Source organism: Psychrobacillus mangrovi, from assembly GCF_037104765.1.
GTDB lineage: Bacteria > Bacillota > Bacilli > Bacillales_A > Planococcaceae > Psychrobacillus > Psychrobacillus mangrovi.
In genome coordinates, this window is the sequence record NZ_JBAWSY010000002.1 from 285,580 (window position 1) to 310,783 (window position 25,204).

A 25,204-nucleotide genomic window follows, 5' to 3' on the forward strand; every position below is an offset into this window, starting at 1 on the left:
AAGATACAAAATAAGGAGATGTCTAATTATGGAAAATATTAATTATTCAATAGAACCACCTAAAAACTTTGAGCAGTTACTAACTTTATATGAATCTTTAGGATGGAATTCGCTTAACTTAACAATCAGTGAGTTAGAACGAATGTGTAAACAGAGTTGGTATACAATTTATGCTTTTGATCAACAAAAACTAGTAGGTATGGGACGTGTGATATCAGATGGTGTAATCACAGGAATAATATGTGGAGTTGGTGTACTACCCAGCTATCAATCAAAAGGAGTCGGGAAAGAAATGCTGAAACTGATAGTGGAACATTGTGAGCAAAATAGAGTAATCCCTCAACTTATGTGTACGGAGAGTTTGGAATCCTATTATAAAAAATTGGGATTCGAGAAATTTGCAATTGGAATGACTAAGCAAATAAATCGGTAATTTTTTATTCTAATATCAGATTAGATGTACTCATGAGCGCAACCAATTAGAGATAGTCACAATTGGACAACTTGTTTCGCAAAAACATTTAGTTTGCCACCATAAATTTGAAGTAGTTGGCAAATCGGAATTGGCACGGTCCATTTACAGAGTGAGAATAAGTACTCTTAAGAAATATTTTAAAGGCAGTCGGAATGAGTTTTCATCCCAACTGCCTTCTTTAATATTAGTAATCTATTAATTATATAATGGGAATTTAGATGTTAAAGCAGCAACACGCTCTTTAGCTTCTTTTATTACGGCTTCATCTTCATGGTTTTTCAGAAGTTTTGCAATGACTGAAGCGATTTCTTTCATTTCTTCTTCTTTAAATCCACGAGATGTAACTGCTGGAGTACCAATACGAACTCCAGATGTAATAAATGGACTTGATGTATCAAATGGAATTGTATTTTTATTCACTGTAATACCAACCTCATCTAATACGTGCTCTGCTACTTTACCTGTTAAGCCTAATGCAGAAACGTCTAAAAGCATTACGTGGTTATCCGTACCACCAGAAACGATACGAATGCCTTCTTCAGTTAAGCTATCTGCAAGAGTTTTAGCATTTGCAATCACTTGTGCTTGGTATTCTTTGAATTCAGGTTTTTGAGCTTCCCCAAATGCTACTGCTTTCGCAGCGATTACGTGCATTAATGGTCCACCTTGAATTCCAGGGAAAATTGTTTTATCAATTTTCTTGGCAAACTCTTCTGTTGTTAAGATTAATCCACCACGTGGTCCACGTAATGTTTTGTGTGTTGTTGAAGTTACGAAATGTGCATGTGGAACTGGATTTGGATGAAGACCAGCTGCTACTAAACCTGCGATATGAGCCATATCTACGAATAAGTATGCTCCTACTTCATCAGCGATTTCACGGAACTTAGCGAAGTCAATTGTGCGTGAATATGCACTTGCTCCAGCTACGATCATTTTAGGTTTATGTTCTAATGCAATTGCACGAACGTTTTCATAGTCGATCAATTCTGTTTCTTTATCTACTCCATAATCTATGAAATTATATTGAATTCCACTAAAGTTAACTGGAGAACCATGCGTTAAATGTCCACCATGTGAAAGATTCATCCCTAAAATTGTGTCACCTTGTTGTAATGCAGTCATGTATACCGCCATATTCGCTTGAGAACCTGAATGAGGTTGAACATTTGCATGCTCAGCTCCAAAAATTTCTTTCAATCGATCACGAGCAATATTTTCCACTACGTCTACATGTTCACAGCCACCATAGTAGCGTTTTCCCGGGTAGCCTTCTGCATATTTATTTGTCAGTACAGAGCCTTGTGCTTCCATAACTGCTTCTGATACAAAGTTTTCTGATGCAATCAACTCGATATTTGCTTGTTGACGCTTTTTCTCCGCTTGCATAGCTTCATAAACCGCTGGATCTTGTGTTAAAATCTTTTCCACTCTAAATCCTCCTCCAATATCATCCGTAAAATGCACGTTCTCCGCCAATTAGCTTTGGACGTGTTTTCGCAATCGTAACGACTGCTTCCCCAATATGTTTCGTGGACACGCGAATCGGCACAGCAACAGGTTTCAATTGCATGCCAATAAGGGTTTGTCCTATATCAATGCCGGCATGTGCTTGTACATGCTCGACAACTACAGGGTCTTGAAATTGAGTGTACGCATAGGCAGACATAGAGCCACCTGCACGAACAACAGGAATAACCGAAACTTCTGGTAATCTGTAGAGAAGTTGCGTTTCTCTTTCCATTGTTATTGATCGATTTATATGTTCACAGCCTTGAAAGGCTAATTGAACTTTATTTCGATCCGCAAAAGCTTTCAATGGTCCAAATAAAACCTCTGCTACCTCTAAGCCACCAGCAGTCCCAATTTTCTCGCCGATAATTTCCGAAGTTGAACAACCAATAACAAATAAATCATTCTCTTTTAAGAACGCTTGCTGCTCAACTTCGAGTAGAAGCTGTTCTATTTGTTGTTTCCACAAATTTTTTGCTTCCATCTAAAAATCGCCTTCTTCTATTTATAATTTATTTCTCTAATGCTGTGATTTTTTCTATACGGCGCTCGTGACGTCCACCTTCAAAGTCTTGTGCAAGCCAAGTTGCAACAATCTCTCTTGCAAGTCCCGGGCCTATTACTCGTTCACCCATCGCAAGAACGTTAGAGTCATTATGACATCTTGTTGCTTTCGCAGAAAATACATCATGTACTAGTGCACATCGAATACCTTTTACTTTGTTGGCTGCAATTGACATACCAATTCCTGTACCACAAATCAATATACCACGATCAAATTTCCCGCTTGTTACTCCTTCTGCTACTGGCATTGCAAAATCGGGATAATCTACTGAATCATCATTTTTCGGACCGAAATCCTCATAGGAAAGTCCAAGTTCTTCTAGTTGTTGAATAATTTCTTTACGGAGATTATTACCACCGTGATCGGAAGAAATCGCTATTTTCACTTCGTTCCCTCTTTTCTGTTAATATTCCTACTCATCATACCATTATTCTACACTAAAAAATACAATTCACACGATGTGAATTGTATTTTTTGACGAATTTCTGTTATTCTCATTAAAAAACATGCTATTTCAAAATAGTTAACATTGAAAACCGAACATTAAATAAAAAATAAATAACATTATTCGCTTTTTCTGCATTAAAGCAAAATGTATCTATTTATTTTGTATTGCAATCAAACAGGCTAATCACTTTATATAATTCTTCGGATTGCTTCTTAAGATCAACTGATAAATGATCAATCTCTTCAATAGAACGAGCTTGTTCATCAGTAGCACTTCTTACTTCTTCTGCTCCAGCGGATGTTTCTTCAGCAATTGCAGCAACCTCTTGAGATTGTCGTGCTGTACTTTCAATATTCATTAACTGCTTTTCAACAAGTGAAGAAATTTCTTCAACGGATTCGGCCATGTCATGAATTTTATTGGACATACCTTCAACCGCCTCGTTTGTCTCAGAAACACGCTTCGCTTCACCTACAGCAAAACTTACCTGATTCGTCATTTGTTGTACGACTGTTTGTACATCTGACTGGATAGCTAGAATAAGCTCAGAGATCCCTTGAACCGCCTTAGCACTTTCATCCGCTAGTTTGCGGACTTCTTCGGCTACCACTGCAAATCCTTTTCCATGCTCTCCTGCACGTGCAGCTTCAATTGATGCATTCAATGCAAGCAGGTTCGTTTGAGCAGCGATACTTCCAACTAACTGAATAATACTTTCTACTTTTCCAGCGTTTTCTTCTAATTGATGCACGTTTCCTAGTGCTGCCTCACTACCCGAAGCAATCTTCTGGATCCCATCGACAAGTGATTGTATAGCTTGTGTAGTTTGGGCTAGTCCATGAATCATTTCTTGTGATTGCACGGAAGATTTTTCAGCACGTTTATTCACTTCTGAAGCAAGCATTCTAACATCTTCTACAGATTCAGCTGTTTCTTGTACCGCTATCGCTGATTGTTCTGCACCTTGCGAGATTTGTGCAATTGTACTTGCAATTGCCTCTGCTTGTTCAGATGCCACCGATGATTGTGATGATAGTTGTTGAACTGTATTATTTGTCTTCTCAAAATTGTTTTCAATACTTTGAACCATTTCTCTTAAATTCACAAGCATTGCTTGGAATGCAACTGCTACGGATTGAATCTCATCTTGGGATTTTGGAACTTCCACGTCCACTCCAATTTTTCCTTCTGAAGCTAAATTCGCAACTTTTTCTAAATTAAATAAAGGCTTAATAATTAATCCACTAAAAAAGTAAGCCAATATTCCCGACCATACAATACCTAGAGCGTACATAGCAATCTCAAAAAGTAAAGATTCGGTAGTAGGCTCAAAAATAAGTGGTTGTATAAAATTAATAAAAACCGCACTTGTCGTGTATGTAATTAAAGCTAAAACAGTGACAAAAAATACAATTTTCTTTTGTATCCCGAAAGCATACTTCTTCTTTTGTTCTTTCATCCCTAATCCCCCTGAAGTTTTTTCACTAGTTCATCAGTTAATGTATTCAATTCTTGATATGTGGTTTCATATGTACGTAAATCTCCACCATATGGATCAGATACGTCATGTACATCTTGGGGAGTTACATACTCTGTGTACATATAGGCTTTTGATATCGCATGTGGAAATGCAAAAATAATTGCTTGTTTATGGGATGCCGTCATCGTTAATATGATATCCGCCCAGTCAACTATTTGTTCATTTAATGCAGATGATTTATGTTCAAATGGGATAGATTCACTTTCTAATACTTTTTGCCCATTCGAAGACATACTACCTCCATCCATCGCATAAATACCTGCAGAACGAACCTCCACACCATCTAAATGACGTGCTCTTAATAATGCCTCCGCTATTGGACTTCGACATGTATTTCCTGTGCAAACAAATAATATATTCATCGTACTAATTCCCCATCTCTATTATATAATAAAAAGTCCTATAATTGTTTTAAATTTTGTGATTAATTTTGACTATATTGTGTGAAACTGCTTTAAATATTTTGTAACGTTAAAATTCCCATTATCAATAATATCAGTCCCGCAAATCTCATGATAAAAGCTCGGTTCATTATTGCATGCTTGTATATAATATTTTGCGCAATAAAAACAGCCAAAAACGAAAAAATTCCAGAGCTGAGTATGAATATCAACTTCTCTACTTTTAGCATACCAAATGAAATACTTACTGAAAAGGTATCAATACTTGCTACAACGGCCAGAAGAAACGGAGAGAAAAGAGGAGCTTGTTTAGGAGATTGCGTTAGAATCATTTGTAAACCCACTAATGATAGAAGAACTCCAGATAAATATGGGCTTGCATACTGTAAATAATTCTGCACGATAATCCCGGCATAATAACCGATTAAAGGAAAAAGCATATGTAATGCTGCAACCCATGCAGCAAGAGTGAATACTTGTTTTCTATAAGATACAAGAGAAAACAATATTAATACATCTACAGACATTAGTACACCAGCCAAAATTTCACGCCACAAAAAAATCTCCCCCGTCCATTTGCATAATTAACTATATGCAAACTATTAGGAGAGAATACACTCAGACTGTCAGAGAAACACTTTCAATCCAAGTTGAACCAATTACCTTTTGCAGCCTTTTCTAATCTATTCATAATTGCATTTCCAACTCCTTGTTTTGGGAAAGCTGGAACAAGGACTAAATCCGCATCAGATTCATCACATTTTCTCAGCGCTTCATACAATAGGTGTGCAGCATCTTCCAGTTGATTTTCTTTGCCTAATGTAAAAAAGTAATCTGCAGGACATTCACTATATGAATCACTTGCAATTAGGGCCACTTTTTTATTATCGTTATGTATGCTTTTCACTGCTTTTTGAACTTCTTCAATATAAGCTTCTATTAAATAGACAGGAGCATCCGGTGCGTAATGCGCATACTTCATTCCTGGTGCTCGAGGTGCTTCCACTTGATCTGTAAGTTTTGTTTCATTTACCGGACCAATAACTTTTTCAAGCATTTCTCTTGTAACACCGCCTGGACGAAGAATAGTCGGTATGTCAGTTGAAACATCCAAGACAGTAGATTCTAATCCAATCCCTGTTGCACCTCCGTCGACTATTAATGGAATCTTTCCATCTAAGTCATGTAGCACGTGGACTGCTTGTGTTGGGCTAGGTTTTCCGCTTCTATTCGCACTTGGAGCAGCAACTGGTCGTTTTAAACGTCTAAGTAATTCAAGCGCAACTGGATGCTCAGGCATTCTTACACCAACTGTATTTAGTCCTGCTGTAACGTTTACAGCTAGAGTATTTGGTTTTAACGGCAGAATTAATGTGAGTGCTCCTGGCCAAAATGCATCCATACATTCTTTTGCCAGCTCTGGTATATTCATCGTGAATGAATCGAGATCATTTTTTTCACCAATGTGTACAATTAACGGATTATCCTGTGGTCTTCCCTTTGCTTCAAAAATTTTTCTAACAGCTACTTCATTGGTAGCAACTGCACCTAAACCATACACTGTCTCTGTCGGAAATGCGACTGTTTCTCCAGCTTCTAACAAATCCACAGCCTGTGTATAACTTTGTTCTTTTGCGGATAAGTTATCCACACTCACAATTTGTGTTTTCATGTCGTTTTTACTCCCTTCTCTATTAGTTGTCCACAATTTGTGCATAACTACCAACTATTTGTGGATTATTATGTGGAAAACTTCTTTTTTAACCATTCCCAAACAAAAAATTTAGGTTTCTCTTTTTTCTTTTCTTCTTTTATTTCTTCTTTATAACAAACTTTTGGAAATAACGCACACCACCAATTATCCCCACGACCACTTCCTATCGTAATAACGATAGATTCAACGTATGTCTGTGCTGAAATACCATCATTCCATACCTTTGGTGGAAATAATGCTTGTCCTGTGGATAAAATAATTTTTTCTTCATATTTTTCTGATAAATTATCCACAGTTTGTTCTAATTGTGCATAAGTTTTCTCTGGATTACTTGCGTAAGTTCGTAAAATAGGCTCAATGCTATTTTTTACTTCATTTTTTAATTGTTGATCTTCTACCGAATTGCTATTTGCAATTAGACGGAATCGTGTTCCATCCGTTTGGTCCATCGGTTGAAATAGGATAAATAAACAAAATTGAATAAGTAGCAACATCCATACAAATAAAATAAACGCATCAATTTGTTTGCCAATGCTTGGTGCTCTTTTTATCTCATAATCTGGTAACATATAACATTCCTCCCTTAGGAACATTGTTACCAATAGATTCATAACTTATTCATTGATTGTACAAAAAACAAAACGATTTTTTTTATTAATATCCTTTACTACTTCTACTACAGCATTAGGAAACGCATGTTGCAGCATCTTTTGGACAGCCGGTCCTTGCTCATAGCCAATCTCAAAGCCTATGAAACTAGGAATATTCATCATAGTTGGAAGCTTTTCTGCCATTTTTCTGTACAATTGCAAACCGTCTTCATCTGCAAACAACGCTAGATGTGGCTCATATTCTATCACAGTATCGGAAAGGGATTCTGCTTCATGTTGCCCAATATAGGGTGGATTAGATAAGATAATATCCCATTTTTGATTAGCTATAGGTGCGAGTAAATCACCTTGTATAAACTGAATTTCAGCATCTAAACGCTGCGCATTTTCCTTTGCTACTTGGAGTGCTTCAATTGAAATATCGGTTGCTGTCACTATAGTAGATGGTATTTCTTTTTTTATGGAAATGGCGATCGCACCGCTACCAGTTCCAATATCAGCGACTTGAAGGGTTTTATTGGCATCGAACAATTTTAATGCCCGTTTTTTTACATCTTCTATTAATTCTTCTGTTTCAGGGCGCGGAATTAAGACATTTTCGTTTACTAGAAAGTCTCTACCATAAAAAGTTTCCTGTCCGATAATGTATTGAAAAGGACGGCCAGTTGCATGTTCCTCCACATATGCCCAAAAAGTTCGGAACGTATCTTGGGATATTTCTTCATACATCGCCATCATTAATTCGGAATAATTTTTCTTCAGGACATGCTGCAACAAATAACGAGCTACTTCTTTTTCTCGATTATTCTCTTCTAAAAAAGAAGAAGCCCGGGTTATGGCCTCATAATTTGTTTTACACATTGGTATCATTCATTCTTTCTAATTTTTCAGCTTGGTCCTCCAAGATTAATGCATCCACTATTTCATTCAACTTACCTTCTAAAATTTGGTCTAGTTTTTGAATTGTTAACCCAATTCGGTGATCAGTCACACGATTTTGGGGGTAATTATATGTGCGAATTCGCTCCGAGCGGTCACCAGTACCAACTGCAGATTTACGAACAGCATCATATTCGGCTTGTGCTTCTTGACGGAATTTATCGGCAACACGAGCACGAAGGATCTTCATAGCTTTTTCTCTATTTTTAATTTGCGATTTCTCATCTTGCATCGAAACTGTAATGCCAGTTGGTAAATGCGTCATTCGAACAGCAGACATGGTCGTATTAACCGATTGTCCGCCCGCTCCTGAAGATGCAAATGTATCAACACGAACATCCTTTTCATGGATATCGACATCCACTTCCTCTGCCTCCGGAAGAACAGCAACTGTTGCAGTAGATGTATGAATACGGCCACCAGACTCTGTTTCTGGTACGCGTTGTACGCGATGGGCACCATTTTCATATTTCATTTTTGAAAAGGCACTCGTTCCATTAATCATGAAAATAATCTCTTTATACCCACCAAGTCCTGTAGGAGAGGATTCCATAATATCAATTTTCCAGCCTTGAGTTTCTGCATACCTGCTGTACATACGGAATAAATTCCCTGCAAATAAAGCCGCTTCATCTCCTCCAGCTGCTCCACGAATCTCCATAATTACGTTTTTATCATCATTCGGATCTTTTGGAATCAATAAAACTCTAAGACGTTCTTCAAGCTCTGCAATTTGGTTCTCCAAATCATTTACTTCTTCTTTTACCATATCACGCATATCCGCATCGAGCTTTTCCTCTAACATCAGCTTTGCGTCATTATATTGACTTTTTACATCCTTATATTCACGGTACGCATCTACTGTATGCTGCAAATCTGATTGCTCTTTGGAATATTCTCTTAGCTTTTTAGTATCATTGACCACGTCTGGGTCACTAAGCAATTCATTTAAATTATTATAACGATCTTCTACCGATTGTAATCGATCAAACATCGAGCTCACCTCGTTCGTTTAAGTCTATATCATTCCTATTATAAAGAAAAAGTCTCGTCCTCGCTACTTTTTCTAATGAATAGCGTTTATTTTTAACATAAAATGGCGAAGGGAGACCAATTTGTCTGTGGGAGCGACCATTTCATCTGGAAGAGCAACCATATTAAAATGAAAGCAATCAAATCTCTTATATTAGCAACCATTTCTCAAAATAAGCCTCTGAAACATTGCGCGTGTGTAATTATTTACCTTTTAAAGTAACAAAACGGCACTTCGAGACTAAATACGTTGCAACCGAGACCATTTCACGGCTAAGCGATACCATTCCCCTCTTAACAGAGACTAAATCCAGAGAAATCGAGACCATTTCTCAAAAAAAATCTCTGAGACATTGCGCGTGTAATTATTTACCTTTTAAAGTAACAAAACGGCACTTCGAGACTAAATACGTTGCAACCGAGACCAATTCACGGCTATGCGAGACCATTCCCCTCTTAACCGAGACTAAATCCAGAGAAATCGAGACCATTTCTCAAAATAAGAGTTATCTCACGTGAGATAACTCTTTAGCATCCATTGTTTATAAAGGTGGATTGGCATGACATTTTCTACATACTGGGTAATAAGTGTCATTTCCGCCGATTTGAATTTGCTCTCCTGTATATATAGGCTTTCCAGATTCATCCACACGTAGATTCATAATTGCTTTTTTATGACAGAACCAGCAGATTGTCTTCATTTCCTCGATTTTATCTGCATAAATGAGCATATAGCGGCTGCCTTCAAATAACTCATTTTGAAAGTCATTTTTTAATCCAAAGCCCATTACAGGAATATCTAACTCGTCCACAATTCTTGTTAATTGTAAAACATGCTCTTTTTTCAAAAATTGCACTTCGTCGATTAACACACAGTAAGGTTTTGGTGATTGTTCTTTTACCAATTCATATAAATCCGTATCGTCATATGTAGCTGTTGCTTTTCTCTTTAACCCTATTCTACTAGAAACATATCCTACTTCATCTCTTGTATCGATTCCAGGTGTAAAAATAAGAACAGGTTTATTTTGTTCTTCATAATTATGTGCAACTTTCAAAATCTCAATAGATTTTCCGCTATTCATTGCACCGTACTTAAAAAATAATTGTGCCATTTGAATTCTCCTTGTGAATCGTCTAATTTTCCTCTATATATTTATATCATAAAGAGGCTGGCATCTACATAGATAATAATCAAAAAATCAAAAATACCTGCAAAACACAATGTGCTTTGCAGGTATTTGGTAATTAGTTTTTAGCTTCTTCTTTGATACCATATTTTTTGTTGAAGCGATCAACACGGCCATCCGCAGCTGCGAATTTTTGACGTCCAGTATAGAATGGGTGACATTCGTTACAGAACTCGACTTTAATGTCTGATTTTACAGAACCAGTTGTGAATGTGTTACCACATGAACATGATACTGTTGCTTCTTTGTAATCGGGATGAATTCCTGCTTTCATCTCTATCTCTCCTCTCGCCCTGAACCATCTGGAACAGAGTTGGTTATAAAACTGATACCTTACACGATCCGATTGATTGCCAACCGTATATGTAGCAGAAAATTGTAAACTTACATTGAACATAATAGCATGTCTGTTTTTAAATTGCAAGTTCTTAGTTTATAAAGTAACTTTTCCACTACGATGCGCTTTCATTTCTACTGCCAGTTGCTCGAAAAATGCTTCGTTTGTTTTTGTTTGACGAAGTTTCTTTAAGAAGCGCTCTGCAAAATCGCCTGAATCGGAGAAAGTTTTGCGAATAGCCCAAAGTTTATCCAACTGATCTTTTGGAATTAAAAGCTCTTCTTTTCGTGTACCAGAGCGACGAATATCGATAGCTGGGAAAATACGACGTTCTGCAAGACTTCTATCTAAATGAAGTTCTAAGTTACCTGTTCCTTTGAACTCCTCATATATTACCTCATCCATACGAGAACCAGTATCTACTAATGCAGTAGCAAGGATCGTTAAGCTACCGCCTTCTTCAATATTACGGGCTGCTCCAAAAAATCTTTTTGGACGATGGAAAGCAGCTGGGTCAATACCTCCGGAAAGCGTACGTCCACTTGGAGGAATTACTAAATTGTAGGCACGTGCAAGACGTGTGATCGAATCCATTAATATGATAACATCACGTTTATGCTCTACCAAGCGCATTGCTCGTTCTAAAACAAGTTCCGCTACTTTCACATGATTTTCTGGAACTTCATCAAAAGTAGAGCTCACGACATCCGCTTTTACCGAACGTTCAATATCGGTAACTTCCTCTGGACGCTCATCTATTAATAAAACAATTAGTTCCGCATTTGGATGATTCGTAGTAATTGCATTTGCAATTTCTTTAATTAATAACGTTTTCCCTGCCTTTGGAGGTGCAACAATCAAACCACGCTGTCCATAACCTACAGGCGCTACCAAATCCATAATTCGAGTTGATAGTTTTTCAGGAACGGTTTCTAATTTAATGTGGCGGTCTGGATACAAAGGTGTTAGAGCAGGAAAATGAACACGTTCTTTCGCTATTTCTGGATCTTCACCGTTTACTAGTTCCACATGAAGTAGGCCGTAATAACGTTCACTTTCTTTTGGAGGACGAACTTTTCCTGTAACTTTGTCACCGTTACGAAGGTCAAATCTTCTAATTTGAGAAGCGGAAATATAAATATCCTCCGAGCTAGGAGAGTAGTTAATAGGACGTAAGAATCCAAAGCCCTCTTGTTGAATAATCTCTAAAACGCCTTCCATGAAGAAGAATCCTTCTTGTTCTGCACGAGATTTTAAAATAGCAAAAATAAGTTCTTTCTTAGTTAGCTTGCTATACGCTGCAATTTTAAACTTTCTTGCAAGTGTATAAAGCTCTTTTAGAGTCATACTTTCTAACTCATTAATTGTTGTTTGTGTCATTGGTATTGCACCACTCTTTATTTTATTTTTATGTTCCTATTTATTTTTGGAAATCAAAATACAAAACTGTCTATATGGATTAAGTTGATTTCACCATTTAGTTTTATGGGTTGTCCGAATTTATCCAGTTGTATTTGTTAATTAAGGTTAATAGGATTGAAGTTTGTTAAGAGGCTACCCAATCAAAATTGGTTGATCAGAATGTTAACAAATGCGTTTTTAGATGTCGTGAACTTAGAATACCTCGACTGACAAGCGTTTTCAAGACTTTTTGAGGTCCGACCTTCTAATTTTATGCATTTGTCTATAATAAGACCTAATCTGTAATGAAGGGTATACAGGTGAGAAGTTTTAATTTATAGCGCTTTTTAGAAAGACTCTTATGAAGGAAACGAAACAAAGTCTAAGTTGACAAAGCAACATCTTTGTAAGCTTCCTCCGAGTCTAAATTATCACAAGCGTATTCTTATAGAACTAAATTCGGTTTTTTATTTAAGCTGTGTCTTCCTTCAACAAAACGAATCGTACCTGATTTAGCTCTCATAACGATTGAGTGAGTCGAACCAAATGCACCTTTGAATTGTACACCACGAAGAAGTTCACCGTCTGTTACACCAGTTGCTGCAAAAATGGCGTCGTCGCCTTTTACTAGGTCTTCCATACGTAAAATTTTATTTACATCTAGACCCATTTTAATACAACGAGCAAGCTCTTCATCATTTTGTGGCACTAGTTTACCTTGAATTTCTCCACCTAAACATTTTAATCCAACTGCTGAGATAACTCCCTCAGGAGCTCCACCCATTCCAAATAAAATGTCTACACCGGTATTATCGAAAGCAGTATTAATAGCTCCAGCTACATCACCATCAGTTATTAGCTTAATGCGTGCGCCAGCGGCTCTAATTTCATCAATAATTTTTTGATGACGGTCGCGACCTAAAATTGTTGCCACCACGTCTTGAATGTCTTTGTTTTTTGCACGTGCAACTGCTCGTAGGTTATCAATAACAGGTGCGTTAATATCAACTTGACCAACAGACTCTGGACCTACAGCAAGTTTGTCCATATACATGTCAGGAGCATGAAGTAGATTTCCGCGATCAGCAATTGCAAGAACTGCAAGTGCATTCCATCCACCTGAAGCTACAATATTTGTACCTTCTAACGGATCCACTGCCACGTCAACTTGAGGACCACCAGTTCCATGTCCAAGCTTTTCTCCGATATATAACATCGGTGCTTCGTCCATTTCACCTTCCCCAATTACTACGACACCTTCCATTGGAATTGTGTCAAAAACTGTGCGCATTGCAGTAGTTGCTGCGTCATCTGCTTCATTTTTTAGTCCGCGTCCCATCCAGCGAGCAGATGCGATAGCTGCTGCTTCTGTTACACGAACTAATTCCATTGATAAACTACGTTCCATTTAATATTGCCTCCCGTTTTACGGTTTATATTCCGGTCTGTGTTTCTTCCTGTATCATTGTAGCATATTTGTCAATGAGAAAAGTAAGGCGCACCGTCTTTGCGACGAGTCTGCATCCGTTTAAATGGGCATTTCGCCTTGTGCTGAAGTGCGCCTATAATCTCAATGGATGTACTTTATTCTACGTTTACTTCTATTTCTTTTATTTCCACTCTTCTAATATCTGCTCCTAGTCCTCGAAGCTTATCAATAATGGAGCTATATCCACGTTCAATATGGAATATATCTTGAATCTCTGTTTCTCCCTCAGCGATTAAGCCAGCAAGTATAAGCGCTGCTCCAGCCCGCAAATCACTTGCACGAACTGTAGCTGCTTCTAACTTGGCAGGACCGGTAACAATAGCGGTTCTTCCATCCACTCGACCATTGGCATTCATACGGCGTAGTTCATCAATTTGCTTGAATCGAGCTGAATAAATAGTGTCCGTAATAACGGAAGTTCCTGTTGCTTGTGTCAATAAAACCGAAAATGGCTGTTGTAAATCCGTTGGAAACCCAGGATACACAAGTGTTTTCACATCGACTGCTTGTAAATTTTGTGCTTTCGGAATGAAAATCTTTTCTTCATATTCCTCCACTTTTACTCCCATTTCTCGTAGTTTTGCCGTTAAAGCTTCTACGTGAAATGGAATCACATTGTCAATCGTAATACCATCGCCTGCTACAGCAGCCATAATCATAAATGTTCCGGCTTCAATTCGATCTGGAATAATTGTATGCTTAGTCCCGTGCAATTCTTCGACACCGTCGATACGAATAACATTCGTCCCAGCACCTTTTATATTTGCTCCCATATTTGATAACAATGTGGCAACATCAATGATTTCTGGTTCTTTTGCAGCATTTTCAATAATGGTTCTACCTTTTGCAAGTACTGCAGCCAGCATGATATTAATAGTCGCGCCAACACTTACTACGTCCAAATAAATTTTCGTTCCAACTAATCCATCTGCACGTAAATAAATGGCACCATGCTCATTCGAAACATTAGCCCCTAAAGCCTCAAACCCTTTAATATGCTGATCTATTGGGCGAGGTCCCAAGTGGCATCCTCCTGGTAATCCAATAGCTGCTTTCTTAAATTTCCCAAGAAGTGCACCCATTAAATAATACGATGCTCGAAGCTTTTTAATATTGCCATTTGGTAAAGGCATATCCACCACATTTGTAGGATCAATTGTCATTGTTCCATCTTCAAATGTGATTTCTGCTCCTAATTCTTCTAAAATTTCTTTCAATGTCCAAACATCTAAAATCTCTGGCAGGCCTTCAATAGTTACAGGAGAGTTCGCTAACAAGGAAGCAGGAATTAGCGCCACTGCACTATTCTTTGCCCCACTTACCTTAATCGTACCATGTAAACGCTTAGCTCCATTAATTTTATAAACTTCCATACGTTTCTCCTTCGTCTTGTTACTCGCTCTTACGATTGTTCCAATCCGCTAGAAATCCTTCAATTCCTTTATCTGTTAAAGGATGATGGAAAAGTTGTTTTAATACTTTAAATGGAGTTGTAGAAATATGTGCACCATTTAAAGCTGCATCCGTAATATGCTGAGGGTGTCTGATTGAAGCTGCGATAATTTCTGTATCAATATTGTGAATAGCAAAGATTTGAGCTATTTTCGCAATCAATTCCATTCCATCATGGCCGATATCATCTAAGCGGCCTAAAAACGGAGATACATAAGTTGCTCCTGCACGTGCTGCCAATAACGCTTGGTTTGCACTAAAGATAAGTGTCACATTTGTTTTAATTCCTTCTGAATAAAAAACAGCGCAAGCTTTTAGCCCTTCTGGTGTCATCGGTAATTTCACCGTAATATTCGGTGCAATTGCTGCAAGTTCTCTACCTTCTTTAATCATGCCCTCTGCATCTAATGCAATTACTTCTGCACTTACAGAACCGTCTACTAAAGCAGTAATTTCACGAAGACGATCGTGAAAAGAAATATTTTCTTTCGCTACTAGCGAAGGATTCGTCGTAACACCGGATAAAATACCCCATGCGTGTGCTTCTTTAATTTCCTCAAAATTAGCTGTATCTATAAAAAATTTCATCTTAATAATATCCTCCTCAGTATGGAAAAATAGGAGAAGCTTCAGTATTTTAACTAGAAGACTTCTCCCCACATTCTATTTTATCTTTCTGAATTATGCTTTATTAGAGCTTCCAAATTCACGCATTTTACCGATAACTGTCGTTTTAATAGCATCACGTGCTGGTGATAGGTATTTACGTGGATCATATTGTTTTGGGTTTTCCTCAAAATATTCGCGAATCGCTTTAGTAGCAGCAATTTGGTTTTCCGTGTTTACATTGATTTTTGCTGTCCCTAAAGAGATTGAACGTTTAATATCATGTGTAGGAATACCTGTTCCACCATGCAATACTAATGGAAGGTCCGCTAATTTCGAAATTTCTTCCATTTCGTTAAAACCTAAGTTAGGTTCACCTTTATAAGGTCCATGAACAGAACCAAGTGCTGGTGCTAAGCAATCAATAGCAGTACGTTTCACTAATTCCGCACATTCCGTAGGATCTGCATAAATAACGCCATCTGCTATCACGTCGTCTTCTTGGCCGCCAACTGTACCAAGCTCTGCTTCTACAGAAACGTTGTGTGCATGTGCATATTCCACCACTTTAGAAGTAATTTCTACATTTTCTTCAAATGGATGATGAGAAGCATCAATCATGACAGACGTGAATCCAGCATCGATTGCTGCTTTACATTTTTCAAAGCTTGAGCCGTGATCTAAGTGAATTGCCACTGGAACTGACGTTTGATAGTCTTCCATTAGTCCTTTTACCATATGTACAACTGTTGTAAAGCCGCCCATATATTTTGCCGCACCTTCGGATACACCCAAAATAACTGGCGATTTTTCCTCTTCTGCCGCTTGTAAAATAGCTTGAGTAAATTCAAGGTTATTAATATTGAATTGTCCTACTGCATAACCTTCTTTTTTTCCTTTTTCAAGCATTTCTTTCATCGATACTAAAGCCATTCCAATAGACCTCCTCTATTATCATACACTCTCATTTGTACATCATTTTTCTCTTTCTGATTTAGCTGTTGTAGGCGCCTGCGATTCTAGTTACAGGAATACGTTGTTGTAATAACTAAACGGCGTCCTTCACTTTTAATCATAACAAAAAAAGGCCATGTTTTCCACTGCCTGCCTATGTACTACTTCTGTAATATATTATTTACTGCATCTCGCACTTCGAATATATCAAAAGGCTTAGTAAAGTAAAGAGAAGCACCTAAATCCTTTGCCTCTTGGATCAGGTTTAACTCTCCATATGCTGTCATCATCATGACAGGTAAATTTGGATACTTTTCTTTCAGCAAGGTTAAGATTTTAATTCCATCCATCCCAGGAATTTTCATGTCTAATAATACACCATCTAAACTTTCCTCGCTAGCAATATCCAATGCTTCAGGGCCGTTCGCGGCTAGGCTCACTTCATAGCCTTCCTGTGAAAAAACTTCTTTTAAGAGCATTCGTATTCCTAGTTGATCGTCTACGATTAAAATGTGTTTCATGATGTACAAACCCCTTTTATTAAATTTTCCCCTTCTATACTATTCGCTATTAATATACATTTTCCTTCTAAGGATTCTAAAAATTACCCATTTTACGTTTAGCTTTTCCTACATTATAATTAAAAATGAGGTGAATAAAAGAATGAAAATGTTAACAACGCAGCTTACCGGTCTTCTCCAAAGAATAGTTAATTCGGAGGAAGAAAATATCGAAGAAACTGCTAGACTACTCGCACAAGCCGCTGCAAGAGAAGGCTTTATTTATTTCGCAGCATTCGGTGAAATGGAAAGCATTACGATAAATGCACAAAATGCCGCAGAAAAATTCCCTAGTATAAAAGTTTGGTCACCAGATACCAAGCTGACAAGCGCAGATCGCGTATGGATTATTACAAGATCTAGTGAAAATGAAGAAGCACTAGCACTTGCTGAAAAACTAAGTGCAGATTTCATACCCTTCAGTGCACTTGCCGCTGAAAATCAAAATGACGAAAACAAACTTGCGAATCTTGCCTATACATATATTTCTCTGAAACTTACTAAAGGCTTACTACCTGCAGAGGATGGTAGTAGAATTGTTTTACCGTATGCACTAAGCGCAATGTTCGTCTACGAGGCTGTCAAAATGAAGCTAGACGAGATGCTTTTAGGCGAAGATTAAAATTACCATAGACATGCCCATGGAAGAGAAAATCTTTCGTGGGCATTTTTGGTTTGTCAAAGAGTATCTATCTAACGATTAGTCGTAGGTTTTATGAATTAGTTACAAGTCTATCTCAAAGCGATGTTAACTTTTTATTATGAGAAATGGTCGCTCTTATCTACGAATTGGTTGCTTTCACGATAGAATTGGTCTCGCTTTGTGACAAATTGGGTGCTTTCACACTACAATTGGTCTCTCTTTGCCATTTAATCCCTAATTTTATGGCAACTAGCTAGGAAATCTATTTCTCACATGAAGTAAACTCTTTACTCTGGGAAATAGTCGCTCATACCGACGAATTGGTTGCTTTCACTATAGAATTGGTCTCGCTTATAATCTAATTGGTCGCCCTCACGATAGAATTAGTCTCGATTTGCCATTTAATGCCTAATTCCTCGACTTTTAACTAGGAAATCTATTTCTCACATCAAGTAAACTCTTTACTATGAGAATTAGTCGCTGTTACAGACGAATTGGTTGCTTTCACTATAGAATTGGTCTCGCTTATAATCTAATTGGTCGCTTTCACACTAGAATTGGTCTCGCTCTGCCATTTAATACCTAATGCCCTGGCAACTAGCTATGAAATCCATTTCTCACATGAAGTAATCTCTTTACTATGAGAAATAGTCGCTCTTACCGACGAATTGGTTGCTTTCACTATAGAATTGGTCTCGCTTATAATCTAATTGGTCGCTTTCACACTAGAATTGGTCTCGCTCTGCCATTTAATACCTAATGCCCTGGCAACTAGCTCAGAAATCTATTTCTCACATGAAGTAATCTCTTTACTTTGGGAAATGGTCGCTCTTACCGACGAATTGGTTGCTTTCACTATAGTATTGGTCTCGCTTATGCTTAAATCGGTCGCTTCCACTCTAAATTTGATCTCGCTTTGCCATTTTATGTCTAATTTTAATTCTCTTACCATTTCCCACATGAAGTAAACTCTTTACTTTGGGAAATGGTCGCTCTTACCGTTGAATTGGTTGCTTTCACTATAGAATTGGTTTCGCTTACGCTTAAATTGGTCGCTTTCACTATAGAATTGGTCTCGCTTATGCTTAAATTGGTCGCTTTCACACTTTAATTGGTCTCGCTCTGCCATTTAATACCTAATTCCATGGCCACTAGCTATGAAACGCTCTACCCACTTAATCCCCTCATCATTTAATCCCATAAAAAAAGCAGTTCGCCTCGACGAACTACTTTACTTTTCTTATTCTCCAACGGATGCTTTGATGAACTCACGGAATAATGGTTGTGGACGTTGTGGACGTGACACAAATTCCGGATGGAACTGAGAAGCTAGGAAGAATGGGTGATCTGGAAGCTCGATGATTTCGATTAGACGACCATCTGGGCTTGTACCAGAGAACATAAATCCAGCTGCTTCAAATTGCTCACGGTATTCGTTATTGAATTCATAACGATGACGGTGACGTTCGTATACAAGTTCTTCACCGTATGCTTCGTGTGCTTTAGAACCAGGAGTTAACTTACATGGGTATAATCCAAGGCGAAGTGTTCCTCCTAGATCTTCTACGTCTTTTTGTTCTGGCAATAAATCGATAATAGAGTGTGGAGTTTTTGGATCTAGTTCTGTTGAGTGTGCTCCATCAAGTTCCAATATATTACGAGCAAATTCAACTGTTGCTAGTTGCATTCCTAAGCAAATACCTAAGAACGGAACATTGTTTTCACGAGCAAATCGTGTCGCTGCAATTTTCCCTTCTACTCCGCGGTCTCCAAATCCACCAGGAACAAGAATTCCGTCTACATCTGAAAGAATTTCTGCAACATTTGCATCATTTACTTCCTCAGCATTAACCCATTTCACTTCTACATCCGCATCAAATTTGTATCCTGCGTGTTTCATTGCTTCTACTACAGAAATGTATGCATCTTGTAGTTCTACATATTTACCAACTAGGCCAATACGAACTTTTTTCGATAAAGATTTCACTTGATCAACAAGTACATGCCAATCTGTCATATCTGCTTCTTTCGTAGTAAGTTGGAAATGATCCACAACAATTTGATCTAAATGTTGCGCTTGAAGATTTAATGGGATTTCGTATAATGAATCCGCATCGATACATTCGATTACTTCCTCAGGTTTAATGTCACAGAAAAGAGCAATTTTGTCTTTCATATCTTGAGGAACTGGCATTTCTGAACGAACAACAATGACATTTGGTTGAATACCTAGACTGCGTAGCTCTTTTACACTATGTTGTGTTGGTTTTGTTTTCATTTCACCGGCAGCTTTAATAAATGGAACTAATGTACAGTGAATGTACATTACATTATTACTACCAACGTCACGTTTCATTTGACGAATTGTTTCTAAGAAAGGAAGAGATTCGATATCTCCTACTGTTCCGCCAATTTCAGTGATAACAATATCCGCATGCGTTTCTTTTGCAGCCAAGAATAATCGGTCTTTTATTTCATTTGTAATATGCGGAATTACTTGAACAGTTCCTCCATTGTAATCGCCACGGCGTTCTTTTCTTAATACGGAAGAATAGACTTTCCCTGTCGTAATGTTCGAGTATTTATTTAAATTAATGTCAATAAAACGCTCGTAATGACCTAAATCTAAATCTGTCTCTGCCCCATCGTCAGTTACAAAAACTTCTCCATGTTGGTATGGGCTCATAGTCCCTGGATCTAAGTTAATGTAAGGATCAAACTTTTGAATTGTTACATTCAATCCTCGATTTTTTAATAAACGACCTAGAGATGCAGCCGTAATACCTTTACCTAATGAAGATACAACCCCACCAGTAACAAAAATAAATTTAGTCATGCTTGTTCCTCCTAATATAATATCTATTTCGCCTTGGTCTTTTTAAGCTCAGAATTTACTTTTTGAGTAAAGATTATTACACAGAACATTGCACCGAGCTCAATGAATTCTTTACATAATCTGTAGCATTCGCCTTAGGCAATAACCTTATTCAGTATGACTTAGGTGAATAAGGCTATACAATAACAAAAAGCGCTCCACCTGCTTTTTGGCAGGGGAGCGCATATGCACATGAGTAATGTCTCTTTAAAAAGAGCCCAATAAAATCTTATAGCGTTTACGTATAGAAGTCAAGAATTATTCTTCTTCGTCTTCTAATTCTTCATCATCTAACTCTTCGTCATCGATGATATCAAAATCTTCTTCTTCCTCATCGATTAAGTCCTCTTCGGGCACTTCGTCAATTTCTCCTACGAAATCAATTACTGGATCATCATCATCTTCGTCGTCATCTTCATCATCTTCTTCGATAAATTCATCGAATTCCTCTTCGAAGATAATTTCATCTTCTTCTAGTTCCAGTTCGTCTAAATCGTCACCGTCTGCAACTTTAGCTTTCTTTTTACGGACTTTAACAGTAGGAGCAGTCTCTTCTTCAATTTGTTCTACAGGGTACCACTCTCTTAGACCCCATTGGTTTTCTGCAGTAGCTAAAAAGCGCCCATCAATATTCATATCTGTATAAAATTGAGGTTTACGAGCTGCCATTTCATCGTCTGTAAAACCATTAAGTTTTTGGATTTCATTAAAAAGGTCAGATAGAGTTAAAGAGTTTTTCTTATCTTCTAATATTGCAAATCCTAAATCTATTAATGATTCTTCTTGTAATTGTGCTGTTGTCATTTCACGAAAATTCAAATCGTGCACGTCCTTTCTATGTCCGTTTGCATACTTCCCATTATATACAAACCAGTATGTTATATGCTACATTCATTTATTCTTTTTGAAAAGGAATAATTTCTGAAAAGCTAATGCGAATAAATAAAACGAAAGTAATAGTAAGGGAATGGCTCCCAGTTGTTTATTATAAAGGAGAATGGTTAGTAATAGGAATATTATTATGATCATTATGTGTATTGGGGTTTTCATACCATTTCTCCCTTACTACTTAGTAGTTTCATTATACAAAATAAAAAGAAAAAAGTGTTCCGATATCTTAGCGGAACACTAATTTTTTTTTACATATTTCTTCGATACTGCCCGCCTACCTCGTAAAGAGCGTTCGTAATTTGGCCAAGACTTGCCTTTTGGACAGTTGTCATAAGCTCTTCGAAGATGTTGCCACCTGTCATTGCAACTTGCTTTAGACGATTGAGCGCTTCTTCTACCTCTGACTCATGTTTCATATGGAAGCTTCGAAGATTTGTTATTTGAATTTCTTTTTCTTCCTTCGATGCGCGGGCGAGTTCCATATTATCGATATCCTCTTCAGAAGCAGGATTTGGATTTAAGTATGTGTTCACCCCGATAATTGGCAATTCGCCTGTGTGTTTTTTCATTTCATAGTACATGGATTCTTCTTGAATTTTTCCACGTTGGTATTGGGTTTCCATTGCACCAAGTACGCCACCGCGGTCATTGATTCGATCAAATTCAGAAAGAACCGCTTCTTCTACTAGGTCCGTCAGGTCTTCTACAATAAATGCTCCTTGTAACGGATTTTCATTTTTTGATAATCCATGCTCTTTTGTAATAATCATTTGAATCGCCATTGCTCGACGAACAGATTCCTCCGTAGGTGTTGTAATCGCTTCGTCATAAGCATTTGTATGAAGTGAGTTACAGTTATCCTGAAGTGCCATCAACGCCTGTAAAGTTGTTCGAATATCATTAAAGTCAATTTCTTGCGCATGTAGACTTCTACCTGATGTTTGCACATGATATTTTAGCTTTTGACTACGCTCATTTGCGCCGTATTTGTCACGCATCACAACTGCCCAAATACGACGGGCAACACGTCCGATAACTGTGTACTCCGGATCCAAACCATTTGAGAAGAAGAAAGATAAGTTTGGTGCAAAATCATCTATATTCATACCACGGCTCAAATAATATTCCACATAAGTAAAGCCATTTGATAATGTGAATGCCAGCTGAGAAATTGGATTCGCTCCAGCTTCTGCAATATGGTATCCAGATATAGAAACGGAATAATAGTTTCGAACCTTATGGTCAATAAAGTATTGTTGAATATCGCCCATCATACGTAAAGCGAATTCAGTAGAGAAAATACATGTATTTTGACCTTGATCTTCTTTTAAAATATCTGCTTGAACAGTACCACGAACTACTTGAAGTGTCGCATTTTTTACTTCTGTAAATTCTTCCACAGTTAGAGTACGGCCAAGTTCCTCCTCGCGAATGCGAACTTGCTGATCAATAGCCGTATTCATAAACATCGCCAAAATAATTGGTGCTGGACCATTGATTGTCATAGATACGGAGGTTGATGGTGCACATAAATCAAACCCATCATACAATTTTTTCATATCCTCTAACGTACAAATGCTTACGCCAGATTCGCCGACTTTTCCGTAAATATCAGGTCGATGATCTGGGTCTTCTCCATATAATGTTACCGAGTCAAATGCAGTAGAAAGACGCTTTGCATCGTCATCTTTGGATAAATAATGAAAGCGACGGTTCGTACGTTCTGGTGTTCCCTCTCCAGCAAATTGACGCTTAGGGTCTTCCCCTTCACGTTTGAATGGGAAAACTCCAGCTGTGTATGGGAAGGACCCAGGTACATTTTCTTTGTACACCCATCTTAAAATTTCACCATAATCAACGAATTTCGGAAGTACAACTTTCGGTATTTTCAACCCAGATAAGCTTTCCGTACGAAGAATCGTGCGAATTTCCTTATCCCGAATTTTTGTAACAAACTCGTCCCCAGCATATGCTTCTTTTAAAGTTGCCCAGTTTTCCAATATACGTTTTGATTCAGCAGTCAGTTCATCACGAACTCCACTAGCTAATGATTCCAAGGATTGAACTAGCGCATCATCTGCTGCTTTCTCTTTTACAACTTCGATTGCGCCTTCTAGTTGAAACAATCTTCTTGCGAAAGCTACTTGCTCCTCAGATTTTTTATGATATCCACGAACTGTGTCTGTAATTTCACGTAAGTAATAACGACGATCATTTGGGATGATCACGTTTTGCTTTTGTGTTTTCACAAATTGCTCGTATGTTGTTTCCCAGTCAGTACCCGTTTTTTCATTTAACACCGCAACTAAAGCTGCAAATAAAGAATTCGTACCTTTATCATTAAATTGGCTAGCAATCGTTCCGTAAACAGGCATAGTATCCAAATCATCATGCCATAATTCACGACTGCGTTGATATTGTTTTTGTACTTGGCGAAGTGCATCTTCTGAGCCTTTTCGTTCGAATTTATTGATAACAATCAAATCTGCGTAATCGATCATATCAATCTTTTCTAATTGAGAAGGCGCACCGAATTCACTTGTCATTACATACATCGAAGCGTCCGATACATTGGTAATTTCTGCGTCCCCTTGCCCGATACCACTTGTTTCTACAATAATTAAATCAAAGCCCGCTACTTTAACAACATCAAGTACATCAGCAATAGCACCAGATAATTCTGTACGAGATCCTCGCGTTGCCAAACTACGCATAAACACACGTTTATTGAAAATAGCGTTCATACGAATACGGTCCCCTAGCAATGCCCCACCTGTTTTTTGCTTCGTCGGGTCAATGGAAAGAACTGCAATCTTCTTATCCGGCAATTCATGAAGGAATCGGCGAATCAATTCATCTGTTAATGAACTTTTCCCTGCCCCACCCGTACCCGTAATACCTAGCACTGGTGTACCTTTGGATAAAGCCTTCGCTTGTTCTAGCATTTCTTTTGCTTCAGAATCATTTGTTTGATGTGCTTCCTCCGCTAATGTAATCAAATGAGCTAGTACTTCAGGATTCTCCGTAGACACTTGGGAAATCTCGTCTTTTGCTCCTGAAGCTTTCGTTGGAACATCACATTCCAACAGCATTTGATTGATCATACCTTGAAGACCTAGTTTACGGCCATCCTCTGGAGAGAAAATACCCGAAATACCGTATTCTTGCAGTTCTTTTATTTCTTTCGGAATGATTACCCCGCCGCCACCGCCAAATATGCGAATATGAGGCGCACCACGTTCAACGAGTAAATCCTTCATATATTTAAAATACTCAACATGTCCTCCTTGATAGGAAGATATGGCAATCCCTTGAACATCCTCTTGAATAGCAGCATTCACCACTTCTTCTACCGAACGGTTATGACCTAAGTGGATTACTTCTGCCCCACTCGCTTGTAAAATACGTCGCATAATATTGATCGACGCATCATGTCCGTCAAATAGGCTTGATGCAGTTACAAAACGCACATGATTTTTTGGACGATATACTTCTACAGTAGACATGTCGTTCCCCCTTTGTTTGAATTAATCTTAATGTCCAGACTCCAGCGCAAAGCTGTCGCAGAA

Annotated in this window: 23 protein-coding genes; 2 read left to right on the forward strand and 21 right to left on the reverse strand. The window is 37.9% G+C overall.

The features are described 5' to 3' along the window. Nucleotides 1–28: 28 nt before the first annotated feature. Entirely contained in the window at nt 29–433 is a 405-nt protein-coding gene (locus WAX74_RS04445) for a GNAT family N-acetyltransferase (protein WP_336496454.1), read from the forward strand. 237 nt (nt 434–670) lie between these two features. Here the strand turns inward: WAX74_RS04445 and glyA are convergent, their stop codons facing one another. The 18 genes from glyA to WAX74_RS04535 all read right to left on the reverse strand — a co-directional run bounded on the left by glyA (nt 671) and on the right by WAX74_RS04535 (nt 17,187). Continuing rightward, on the reverse strand, nt 671–1,906 hold the full coding sequence (gene glyA / locus WAX74_RS04450; RefSeq protein ID WP_336496455.1) for a serine hydroxymethyltransferase: 1,236 nt from the start codon (nt 1,904–1,906) through the stop codon (nt 671–673). Nucleotides 1,907–1,925: 19 nt separating this feature from the next. Then, a complete protein-coding gene (locus WAX74_RS04455) occupies nt 1,926–2,471 on the reverse strand; it encodes a TIGR01440 family protein (protein ID WP_336496456.1) in 546 nt (181 codons plus the stop codon). A 28-nt stretch (nt 2,472–2,499) separates the two neighbouring features. Further along, nucleotides 2,500–2,937 (reverse strand): ribose 5-phosphate isomerase B, encoded by a 438-nt coding sequence (gene rpiB, locus WAX74_RS04460; protein ID WP_336496457.1) that lies wholly within the window; start codon nt 2,935–2,937, stop codon nt 2,500–2,502. 217 nt (nt 2,938–3,154) lie between these two features. After that, on the reverse strand, nt 3,155–4,459 hold the full coding sequence (locus WAX74_RS04465; RefSeq protein WP_336496458.1) for a methyl-accepting chemotaxis protein: 1,305 nt from the start codon (nt 4,457–4,459) through the stop codon (nt 3,155–3,157). A 2-nt stretch (nt 4,460–4,461) separates the two neighbouring features. After that, nucleotides 4,462–4,902 carry a low molecular weight protein arginine phosphatase gene (locus WAX74_RS04470; RefSeq protein WP_336496459.1) on the reverse strand — a complete coding sequence of 147 codons (441 nt, stop codon included), beginning with the start codon at nt 4,900–4,902 and terminating at the stop codon, nt 4,462–4,464. Between the two features lie 92 nt (nt 4,903–4,994). Further along, entirely contained in the window at nt 4,995–5,498 is a 504-nt protein-coding gene (locus WAX74_RS04475) for a manganese efflux pump MntP (RefSeq protein WP_336496460.1), read from the reverse strand. 83 nt (nt 5,499–5,581) lie between these two features. Then, nucleotides 5,582–6,613: an L-threonylcarbamoyladenylate synthase gene (locus tag WAX74_RS04480; protein WP_336496461.1), complete on the reverse strand. Its 1,032-nt coding sequence runs from the start codon at nt 6,611–6,613 to the stop codon at nt 5,582–5,584. Between the two features lie 68 nt (nt 6,614–6,681). Further along, nucleotides 6,682–7,224, reverse strand: a complete 543-nt coding sequence (locus WAX74_RS04485) for a stage II sporulation protein R (RefSeq protein ID WP_336496462.1) — start codon at nt 7,222–7,224, stop codon at nt 6,682–6,684. A gap of 45 nt (nt 7,225–7,269) precedes the next feature. Next, nucleotides 7,270–8,127 (reverse strand): peptide chain release factor N(5)-glutamine methyltransferase, encoded by an 858-nt coding sequence (gene prmC, locus WAX74_RS04490; protein ID WP_336496463.1) that lies wholly within the window; start codon nt 8,125–8,127, stop codon nt 7,270–7,272. Beyond that, a complete protein-coding gene (prfA, locus tag WAX74_RS04495; protein WP_336496464.1) occupies nt 8,120–9,199 on the reverse strand; it encodes a peptide chain release factor 1 in 1,080 nt (359 codons plus the stop codon). The genes prmC and prfA overlap by 8 nt, the downstream gene beginning before the upstream one ends. A gap of 580 nt (nt 9,200–9,779) precedes the next feature. Continuing rightward, on the reverse strand, nt 9,780–10,352 hold the full coding sequence (locus WAX74_RS04500; RefSeq protein ID WP_336496465.1) for a thymidine kinase: 573 nt from the start codon (nt 10,350–10,352) through the stop codon (nt 9,780–9,782). 133 nt (nt 10,353–10,485) lie between these two features. Then, nucleotides 10,486–10,701: a 50S ribosomal protein L31 gene (rpmE, locus tag WAX74_RS04505; protein WP_336496734.1), complete on the reverse strand. Its 216-nt coding sequence runs from the start codon at nt 10,699–10,701 to the stop codon at nt 10,486–10,488. Nucleotides 10,702–10,860: 159 nt separating this feature from the next. Further along, nucleotides 10,861–12,144 carry a transcription termination factor Rho gene (gene rho, locus WAX74_RS04510; protein ID WP_336496466.1) on the reverse strand — a complete coding sequence of 428 codons (1,284 nt, stop codon included), beginning with the start codon at nt 12,142–12,144 and terminating at the stop codon, nt 10,861–10,863. 466 nt (nt 12,145–12,610) lie between these two features. Then, a complete protein-coding gene (glpX, locus tag WAX74_RS04515) occupies nt 12,611–13,573 on the reverse strand; it encodes a class II fructose-bisphosphatase (protein WP_336496467.1) in 963 nt (320 codons plus the stop codon). Nucleotides 13,574–13,749: 176 nt separating this feature from the next. Beyond that, complete coding sequence (locus WAX74_RS04520; protein ID WP_336496468.1) at nt 13,750–15,027, reverse strand: UDP-N-acetylglucosamine 1-carboxyvinyltransferase; 1,278 nt, start codon at nt 15,025–15,027, stop codon at nt 13,750–13,752. A 19-nt stretch (nt 15,028–15,046) separates the two neighbouring features. Beyond that, nucleotides 15,047–15,694 carry a fructose-6-phosphate aldolase gene (gene fsa / locus WAX74_RS04525; RefSeq protein ID WP_336496469.1) on the reverse strand — a complete coding sequence of 216 codons (648 nt, stop codon included), beginning with the start codon at nt 15,692–15,694 and terminating at the stop codon, nt 15,047–15,049. Between the two features lie 93 nt (nt 15,695–15,787). Then, the gene (locus tag WAX74_RS04530; protein ID WP_336496470.1) at nt 15,788–16,645 is read right to left on the reverse strand and encodes a class II fructose-bisphosphate aldolase; all 858 of its coding nucleotides are present in this window, start codon (nt 16,643–16,645) and stop codon (nt 15,788–15,790) included. A 182-nt stretch (nt 16,646–16,827) separates the two neighbouring features. Further along, nucleotides 16,828–17,187 carry a response regulator gene (locus tag WAX74_RS04535; RefSeq protein ID WP_336496471.1) on the reverse strand — a complete coding sequence of 120 codons (360 nt, stop codon included), beginning with the start codon at nt 17,185–17,187 and terminating at the stop codon, nt 16,828–16,830. 142 nt (nt 17,188–17,329) lie between these two features. Between WAX74_RS04535 and WAX74_RS04540 the strand changes: the two genes are divergently transcribed. After that, nucleotides 17,330–17,848: a DUF2529 family protein gene (locus tag WAX74_RS04540; protein WP_336496472.1), complete on the forward strand. Its 519-nt coding sequence runs from the start codon at nt 17,330–17,332 to the stop codon at nt 17,846–17,848. A 1,261-nt stretch (nt 17,849–19,109) separates the two neighbouring features. Here WAX74_RS04540 and WAX74_RS04545 read toward each other — a convergent pair. The 3 genes from WAX74_RS04545 to icmF all read right to left on the reverse strand — a co-directional run bounded on the left by WAX74_RS04545 (nt 19,110) and on the right by icmF (nt 25,141). Continuing rightward, nucleotides 19,110–20,705, reverse strand: coding sequence for a CTP synthase (locus WAX74_RS04545; RefSeq protein ID WP_336496473.1), 1,596 nt, complete (start codon nt 20,703–20,705; stop codon nt 19,110–19,112). Nucleotides 20,706–21,002: 297 nt separating this feature from the next. Next, nucleotides 21,003–21,563, reverse strand: coding sequence for a DNA-directed RNA polymerase subunit delta (gene rpoE, locus WAX74_RS04550; RefSeq protein WP_413788919.1), 561 nt, complete (start codon nt 21,561–21,563; stop codon nt 21,003–21,005). Nucleotides 21,564–21,883: 320 nt separating this feature from the next. Continuing rightward, nucleotides 21,884–25,141, reverse strand: coding sequence for a fused isobutyryl-CoA mutase/GTPase IcmF (gene icmF / locus WAX74_RS04555; protein WP_336496475.1), 3,258 nt, complete (start codon nt 25,139–25,141; stop codon nt 21,884–21,886). Nucleotides 25,142–25,204: the final 63 nt, after the last annotated feature.

What these genes read in the sequence shown, in the direction of transcription:
- WAX74_RS04445 (WP_336496454.1), top strand. Translation starts at nt 29, where the DNA reads ATGGAAAATATTAATTATTCAATAGAACCACCTAAAAACTTTGAGCAG.
- WAX74_RS04455 (WP_336496456.1), bottom strand. Translation starts at nt 2,471, where the DNA reads ATGGAAGCAAAAAATTTGTGGAAACAACAAATAGAACAGCTTCTACTC.
- WAX74_RS04465 (WP_336496458.1), bottom strand. Translation starts at nt 4,459, where the DNA reads ATGAAAGAACAAAAGAAGAAGTATGCTTTCGGGATACAAAAGAAAATT.
- WAX74_RS04470 (WP_336496459.1), bottom strand. Translation starts at nt 4,902, where the DNA reads ATGAATATATTATTTGTTTGCACAGGAAATACATGTCGAAGTCCAATA.
- WAX74_RS04480 (WP_336496461.1), bottom strand. Translation starts at nt 6,613, where the DNA reads ATGAAAACACAAATTGTGAGTGTGGATAACTTATCCGCAAAAGAACAA.
- WAX74_RS04485 (WP_336496462.1), bottom strand. Translation starts at nt 7,224, where the DNA reads ATGTTACCAGATTATGAGATAAAAAGAGCACCAAGCATTGGCAAACAA.
- prmC (WP_336496463.1), bottom strand. Translation starts at nt 8,127, where the DNA reads ATGTGTAAAACAAATTATGAGGCCATAACCCGGGCTTCTTCTTTTTTA.
- prfA (WP_336496464.1), bottom strand. Translation starts at nt 9,199, where the DNA reads ATGTTTGATCGATTACAATCGGTAGAAGATCGTTATAATAATTTAAAT.
- WAX74_RS04500 (WP_336496465.1), bottom strand. Translation starts at nt 10,352, where the DNA reads ATGGCACAATTATTTTTTAAGTACGGTGCAATGAATAGCGGAAAATCT.
- rpmE (WP_336496734.1), bottom strand. Translation starts at nt 10,701, where the DNA reads ATGAAAGCAGGAATTCATCCCGATTACAAAGAAGCAACAGTATCATGT.
- rho (WP_336496466.1), bottom strand. Translation starts at nt 12,144, where the DNA reads ATGACACAAACAACAATTAATGAGTTAGAAAGTATGACTCTAAAAGAG.
- glpX (WP_336496467.1), bottom strand. Translation starts at nt 13,573, where the DNA reads ATGGAACGTAGTTTATCAATGGAATTAGTTCGTGTAACAGAAGCAGCA.
- WAX74_RS04520 (WP_336496468.1), bottom strand. Translation starts at nt 15,027, where the DNA reads ATGGAAGTTTATAAAATTAATGGAGCTAAGCGTTTACATGGTACGATT.
- fsa (WP_336496469.1), bottom strand. Translation starts at nt 15,694, where the DNA reads ATGAAATTTTTTATAGATACAGCTAATTTTGAGGAAATTAAAGAAGCA.
- WAX74_RS04530 (WP_336496470.1), bottom strand. Translation starts at nt 16,645, where the DNA reads ATGGCTTTAGTATCGATGAAAGAAATGCTTGAAAAAGGAAAAAAAGAA.
- WAX74_RS04535 (WP_336496471.1), bottom strand. Translation starts at nt 17,187, where the DNA reads ATGAAACACATTTTAATCGTAGACGATCAACTAGGAATACGAATGCTC.
- WAX74_RS04540 (WP_336496472.1), top strand. Translation starts at nt 17,330, where the DNA reads ATGAAAATGTTAACAACGCAGCTTACCGGTCTTCTCCAAAGAATAGTT.
- WAX74_RS04545 (WP_336496473.1), bottom strand. Translation starts at nt 20,705, where the DNA reads ATGACTAAATTTATTTTTGTTACTGGTGGGGTTGTATCTTCATTAGGT.
- icmF (WP_336496475.1), bottom strand. Translation starts at nt 25,141, where the DNA reads ATGTCTACTGTAGAAGTATATCGTCCAAAAAATCATGTGCGTTTTGTA.